Here is a 6,086-nt window from a genome sequence, read left to right on the forward strand (position 1 = left end):
GGACGTGGAACGCAACCTGCGCACCCCGTTGACGGGGATCTCGCGCATCGCCGAGCGCACCGGGCAACCACCCCCGACCATCAGCGTCGGCGTGCGCTCCGGTGACACCACCCCCAACCGGCGCCGCGAAATGATCACCAAGCCGCCCGACATCCTGATCACCACCCCTGAGTCGCTGTTCCTGATGCTGACCTCGGCCGCCCGCGAGACGCTGGCGGGGGTGCAGACGGTGATCGTCGACGAGGTGCACGCCGTCGCGGCCACCAAGCGCGGCGCGCACCTGGCGCTGTCGCTGGAACGTCTCGACGAACTGCTGGAGAAGCCCGCCCAACGCATCGGCTTGTCGGCGACCGTGCGCCCGCCCGAGGAGGTGGCGCGGTTCCTGTCCGGAACGGCACCCACCACCGTCGTCGCCCCACCGGCCGCCAAGACGTTCGACCTGACCGTGCAGGTCCCCGTCCCCGACATGGCCAATCTGGAGAACAACTCCATCTGGCCCGACGTCGAGGAACGCATCGTCGACCTGGTCGAAGCGCACAACAGCTCGATCGTGTTCACCAACTCCCGCCGGCTCGCCGAGCGGCTGACCTCACTCCTCAACGAGATTCACGCTGAACGCACCGGCACCGAGCTCGGCGGGCCGAACCCGGGCGTCGCCGGCGGCGCACCCGCCCACCTGATGGGCAGCGGGCAGACCTACGGCGCCGAGCCGGTGCTGGCCCGTGCGCACCACGGATCGGTCAGCAAGGAAGCCCGCGCCGAGGTCGAGGACGCGCTGAAGACCGGGCGCCTCAAGGCCGTCGTCGCGACCTCCAGCCTGGAACTCGGAATCGATATGGGCTCAGTAGATCTGGTGATCCAGGTCGAGACGCCGCCGTCGGTAGCCAGTGGGTTGCAACGCGTCGGCCGGGCCGGTCACCAGGTCGGCGAGATCAGCCAGGGCGTGTTGTTCCCGAAGCACCGCACCGATCTGATCGGGTGCGCGGTGAGCGTGCAGCGGATGCTGGCCGGTCAGATCGAGACCATGGGGGTGCCCGCCAACCCTCTCGACGTGCTGGCCCAGCACACCGTCGCCGCGTGCGCGCTCGAACCCATCAGCGCCGACCGCTGGTTCGACACCGTGCGCCGCAGTGCGCCGTTCGCAACACTGCCGCGCAGCGCGTTCGAGGCGACGCTGGATCTGCTGTCCGGCAAGTACCCGTCCACCGAGTTCGCCGAGCTGCGTCCCCGCATCGTCTACGACCGTGACTCCGGCACCCTCACCTCCCGGCCCGGAGCGCAACGGCTGGCCGTCACCTCGGGCGGCGCAATCCCCGACCGCGGCCTGTTCACCGTGTACCTGGCGTCCAGTGCTGATTCCGAAAAGCCCTCACGGGTCGGTGAACTCGACGAGGAGATGGTGTACGAGTCGCGTCCCGGCGACGTCATCTCGCTGGGTGCGACGAGCTGGCGGATCACCGATATCACCCATGACCGGGTGCTCGTCATCCCCGCCCCCGGTGAGCCGGCCCGACTTCCGTTCTGGCGCGGCGACGGCGTCGGCCGGCCGGCGGAACTGGGGGCGGCGATCGGCGAATTCACCGGCGAGCTGGCGCGGCTGGACCGAGACGCATTCGAACAGCGCTGCCACACAGTCGGTTTTGACGGGTTCGCGACCGACAATCTGTGGCAGCTGATCGACGAGCAGCGCAGCGCCACCTCCGCCGTCCCCTCGGACACCACGCTGATCGTCGAACGCTTCCGCGACGAACTGGGCGACTGGCGGGTGATCCTGCACTCCCCCTACGGTCTACGGGTGCACGGACCGCTGGCACTCGCGGTCGGCAAACGGCTCTACGAGCGTTACAGCATCGACGAGAAACCCACCGCCTCCGACGACGGCATCATCGTCCGGTTGCCCGACACCGACGACACCGCTCCCGGCGCCGACATCTTCGTGTTCGACCCCGACGAGATCGAGCCGCTGGTTACCACCGAGGTCAGCGGTTCGGCGCTGTTCGCGTCGCGCTTTCGCGAGTGCGCCGCCCGAGCGCTGCTGTTGCCGCGCCGCAACCCCGGCAAGCGCTCGCCGCTGTGGCATCAGCGGCAACGGGCCGCACAGCTGCTGGACGTGGCCCGCGGCTACCCCGACTTCCCGATCGTGCTCGAAGCAGTGCGCGAATGCCTGCAGGACGTCTACGACGTGCCCACCCTGGTCTCGTTGATGGCGCGGGTGGCCCAGCGGCGGGTGCGGATCCTCGAGGTCGAGACGCAGACACCGTCGCCGTTCGCCGCGTCGCTGCTGTTCGGCTACGTCGGGGCGTTCATGTACGAGGGCGACAGCCCGCTGGCCGAACGCCGCGCCGCCGCACTGGCTCTGGACCCCAAGCTGCTCGCCGAACTGCTGGGGCGCGTCGAACTGCGGGAGCTGCTCGACGCCGACGTCGTCGCCAACACCAACCGGCAGCTGCAACATCTCACCGCCGAGCGCGCTGTCCGCGACGCCGAGGGCGTGGCGGATCTGTTGCGGTTGCTGGGGCCGCTGACGGCCGACGAGATCGCCCTGCGGTGCACCCAGGACGACGTCGGCGGCTGGTTGGAGGGGCTGCTGACGGCCAAGCGCGTGGTGACGGTGGCGTTCGCCGGGCAGACGTGGTGGGCGGCGGTGGAGGACATCGGCCGGCTGCGCGACGGCGTCGGGGTCGCGGTGCCTGTGGGGGTGCCGATGGCGTTCCTCGAACCCGTCGCCGACCCACTCGGGGAGCTGCTGTCACGGTTCGCGCGCACCCGGGGACCGTTCACCACCGTCGAGGCGGCCACCCGGTTCGGCCTCGGGCTGCGGGTGGCCGGCGACGTGCTGGGCCGCCTCGCCGCCGACGGCAAGCTGATGCGCGGCGAGTTCATCGATGCACCAGCCGATTCCGGGGACCAATGGTGCGACGCCGAGGTGTTGCGCATCCTGCGCCGACGCTCGCTGGCCGCATTGCGCGCCCAGATCGAACCCGTGAGCACCGCCGCGTTGGGCCGCTTCCTGCCGGCATGGCAGCTGATGGGAAGCGAAGCCGTGTCCGGGGTCGACGGACTGGCCGCGGTGATCGATCAGCTCGCCGGGGTGCCGGTGCCCGCATCGGCGTTGGAGCCGCTGATCTTCGGCCAGCGGGTGCGCGACTACCAGCCCGGCATGCTCGACGAGCTGTTGGCCGCAGGCGAGGTGCTGTGGTCCGGTGTCGGTGCGCTGTCGTCGGCCGACGGGTGGGTGGCGTTCCACTCCGCCGACACCGCCCCGTTGTCGTTGGCGCAGCCGTCGGACACCGACCTCACCGATATGCACCGAGCGGCGCTGGACGCGTTGAGTGGCGGCGGCGCCTACTTCTTCCGGCAGATCGCCGTCGATGGTGTCAGCGCTACAGCACTCAAAGAAGCGCTGTGGCAACTGATCTGGTCCGGCCATGTCGGTGGTGACACGTTCGCGCCGGTGCGGGCGCTGCTGGCCGGCACCCGGGGCGCACGGCGGGCCGCTGCACCGTCGCACCGTCATCGCCGGGCGCCGCGGCTGAGCCGCTACAGCATCAGCTCGGGCGCACACCGCGACTCGGATCCCACGGTCGCCGGACGGTGGTCGGTGTTGCCGGCCGCCGAGACGGACACCACCGTACGAGCGCATTTCCAGGCCGACCAACTGCTGGCTCGTCACGGCGTGCTCACCAAAGGGGCAGTGGCGACCGAGAACATCCCCGGTGGCTTCGCCTCGCTGTACAAGGTGCTCACCGCGCTGGAAGAAGCCGGGCGGTGTCAGCGGGGTTATTTCGTCGAATCCCTCGGCGGTGCCCAGTTCGCCACCGCCAGCACCGTCGACCGGCTGCGCACCCACGCCGACAGCATCGACGACCGACAAGGCGCCCTGCGCGCCGTCGCACTGGCCGCGACCGACCCGGCCAACCCGTTCGGCGCCGCGCTGTCGTGGCCTGCGCGCGGCGACACCGATACGGCCCACCGGCCCGGCCGCAAGGCCGGTGCGTTGGTGGTGCTCGTCGACGGTGAGCTGGCCTGGTTCATCGAGCGTGGCGGCCGGTCGCTGCTGAGTTTCACCACCGACCCGGACACCCACCGTGTCGCCGCGGTCGCGCTGGCCGAACTGGTCACCCGGCAACGGGTTCCGGCATTGCTGGTCGAGCGGGTGGACGGCGTTGCGGTCCTGGAGGACCGCGACTCAGCGGTGGCGGTGGCCCTGACCGAGGCCGGGTTCGCCCGGACACCCCGCGGGCTGCGGCTGCGCTGATGCCGGAAGGCGACACCGTGTTCCGTGCGGCCGCGAAGCTGCGGGAGGCATTGGCGGGCAAGGAGTTGACCGGCTGCGACGTCCGCGTCCCCCGCTACGCCGCGGTGGATCTGTCCGGGCAGGTCGTCGACGAGGTGATCAGCCGGGGCAAGCACCTGTTCATCCGCGTGGGGTCGGCGAGCATCCACTCACACCTGAAGATGGACGGCGCGTGGATCATCGGCCGAGTGCGGGCTCCGGCGTACAAGATCCGAATCGTGTTGCAGACAGCGGACTCCCGCGCATCCGGCGTCGACCTCGGCGTGCTGGAGGTCCTGGACCGCGCCACCGACATGGACGTCGTTGCGCACCTGGGCCCTGATCTGCTCGGTGAGGACTGGTCGGCCTCGGTTGCGGCCGCGAACCTGATGGCCGACCCATCGCGGCCGCTGGCCGAGACGCTGCTGGACCAGCGGGTGATGGCGGGGGTGGGCAACGTCTTCGCCAATGAGCTGTGTTTTGTCTTCGGGCTGCTGCCCGGCACGGCGGTCGCGCAGGTGTCCGACCCGTTGCGGTTGGCGCAGCGGTCGCAGCAGATGTTGTACGCCAACCGGATGCGGGTGAACCGCACGACCACCGGCAACACCCGCCCCGGCCAGGACGTGTGGGTGTACGGGCGGGCAGGGCTGGGATGCCGGCGGTGCGGCACGCCGATCGAGACTGATCGCGGGGGTGAGCGGGTCACGTACTGGTGCCCCACCTGCCAGAAATAGAAAAAGTTGCATGCAATGCCACAACTGCACAGGGGTGGCTACCACTTCAATCGCTGCTTACTTTCGTGGTCCGGCGGCTCTTCAGTGAGGCCCCGGATCAGCGGCTCTCTCTCACTGGCTGCCAACGTCATTCCGTTCGACCCCGAACCTGCAGTGTTCTCTGCGATGTTGTCGGGATGACGCGATCAGCAGCAAGCAGGGTTCCCCCAGCCAGCGAGAATTCAGGCATCGAAGCGCGTGGTGGCTGCAATACCGCGTGCGCCCACCTGGCCGCCGCGGCCGCAGTGCTCGCCGAGTTGCTAGCGGTCGACCCCATCACCGCCACCCGGTGGGCGAAATACTCCAAGCGCGACTGGCTCGGCTACGTGGCCGAACGGGACGCGGCCCAGCACTCACCGTCGTTGTCTCACAAGCTAGCGCAGGCGGGGTCAGTGATGATGGTGGCTTGAACTCCGAAGACGTCGCGGACCATGTCGGCGGTGATGATGTCTACCCGAGCTCGGAGATTTGTCGGTGGTCGAATGTATGTTCGAGGTATGTCGGGTACGGGGACGGTATTGCAGGAGGCGGTGTCCGCGTTGCGGGCTGCTTTTGATGCGGTGGCCGCCTGCGATCTCGACGTGTTGACCCGTGCGGAGTTGGTCGATTCGTTGGATGAGTTGGAGACGCTGACATGTCAGTTGCCGGGGTTGCGGGATCGGATGTTGGCCCGGTTGCAGGTCGAGGCGACCCCGCAGCAGCTGGGCGCCAAATCCTGGAAGGACGTGCTGGCGATCCGGTGGCGGATCTCCCACGGCGAAGCCAGCCGCCGCCTCGGCGAGGCGGCGGTGTTGGCGCCGCGGCGCACGGTGACCGGAGAGTCCCTGCCCGCAGCACTGCCCGCGACCGCCGCCGCCCGAGCCCTGGGACTGATCAACGCCGAGCATGTCGCGGTGATCCGCAATGCGGTCAACCGGCTGCCGGGGTTCGTCGACGCCGCGACCCGTGGGCAGTTCGAGGTCGATTTGGTGCGGGTCGCGGTGGGTGTGGGACCCAAGGATCTCAAGGACACCGCCGCGCTGCGGTTGTTCCTGCTC

Annotated in this window: 4 protein-coding genes; all 4 read left to right on the plus strand. The window is 69.4% G+C overall.

Annotation, left to right across the window (positions count from 1 at the left end):
* Positions 1-4,258 (plus strand): ATP-dependent helicase (locus tag WA944_RS16510; RefSeq protein WP_526647143.1); only part of this gene is annotated, 4,258 nt, incomplete at its 5' end.
* Positions 4,258-5,010 carry an endonuclease VIII Nei2 gene (gene nei2 / locus WA944_RS16515; RefSeq protein ID WP_526608734.1) on the plus strand — a complete coding sequence of 251 codons (753 nt, stop codon included), beginning with the start codon at positions 4,258-4,260 and terminating at the stop codon, positions 5,008-5,010. The genes WA944_RS16510 and nei2, both read left to right, overlap by 1 nt.
* A 176-nt stretch (positions 5,011-5,186) precedes the next feature.
* A complete protein-coding gene (locus WA944_RS16520) occupies positions 5,187-5,459 on the plus strand; it encodes a hypothetical protein (protein WP_526647144.1) in 273 nt (90 codons plus the stop codon).
* A 72-nt stretch (positions 5,460-5,531) separates the two neighbouring features.
* Positions 5,532-6,086: DUF222 domain-containing protein (locus WA944_RS16525; protein ID WP_526647145.1), on the plus strand; the 555-nt coding region annotated here is incomplete at its 3' end.

The sequence above is a fragment of the Mycobacterium sp. genome (assembly GCF_049683355.1).
GTDB lineage: Bacteria > Actinomycetota > Actinomycetes > Mycobacteriales > Mycobacteriaceae > Mycobacterium.

Bases quoted from the DNA above. Each gene is read 5' to 3' on its own strand.
- WA944_RS16520 (WP_526647144.1), top strand. From the start codon at position 5,187: ATGACGCGATCAGCAGCAAGCAGGGTTCCCCCAGCCAGCGAGAATTCA.
- nei2 (WP_526608734.1), top strand. From the start codon at position 4,258: ATGCCGGAAGGCGACACCGTGTTCCGTGCGGCCGCGAAGCTGCGGGAG.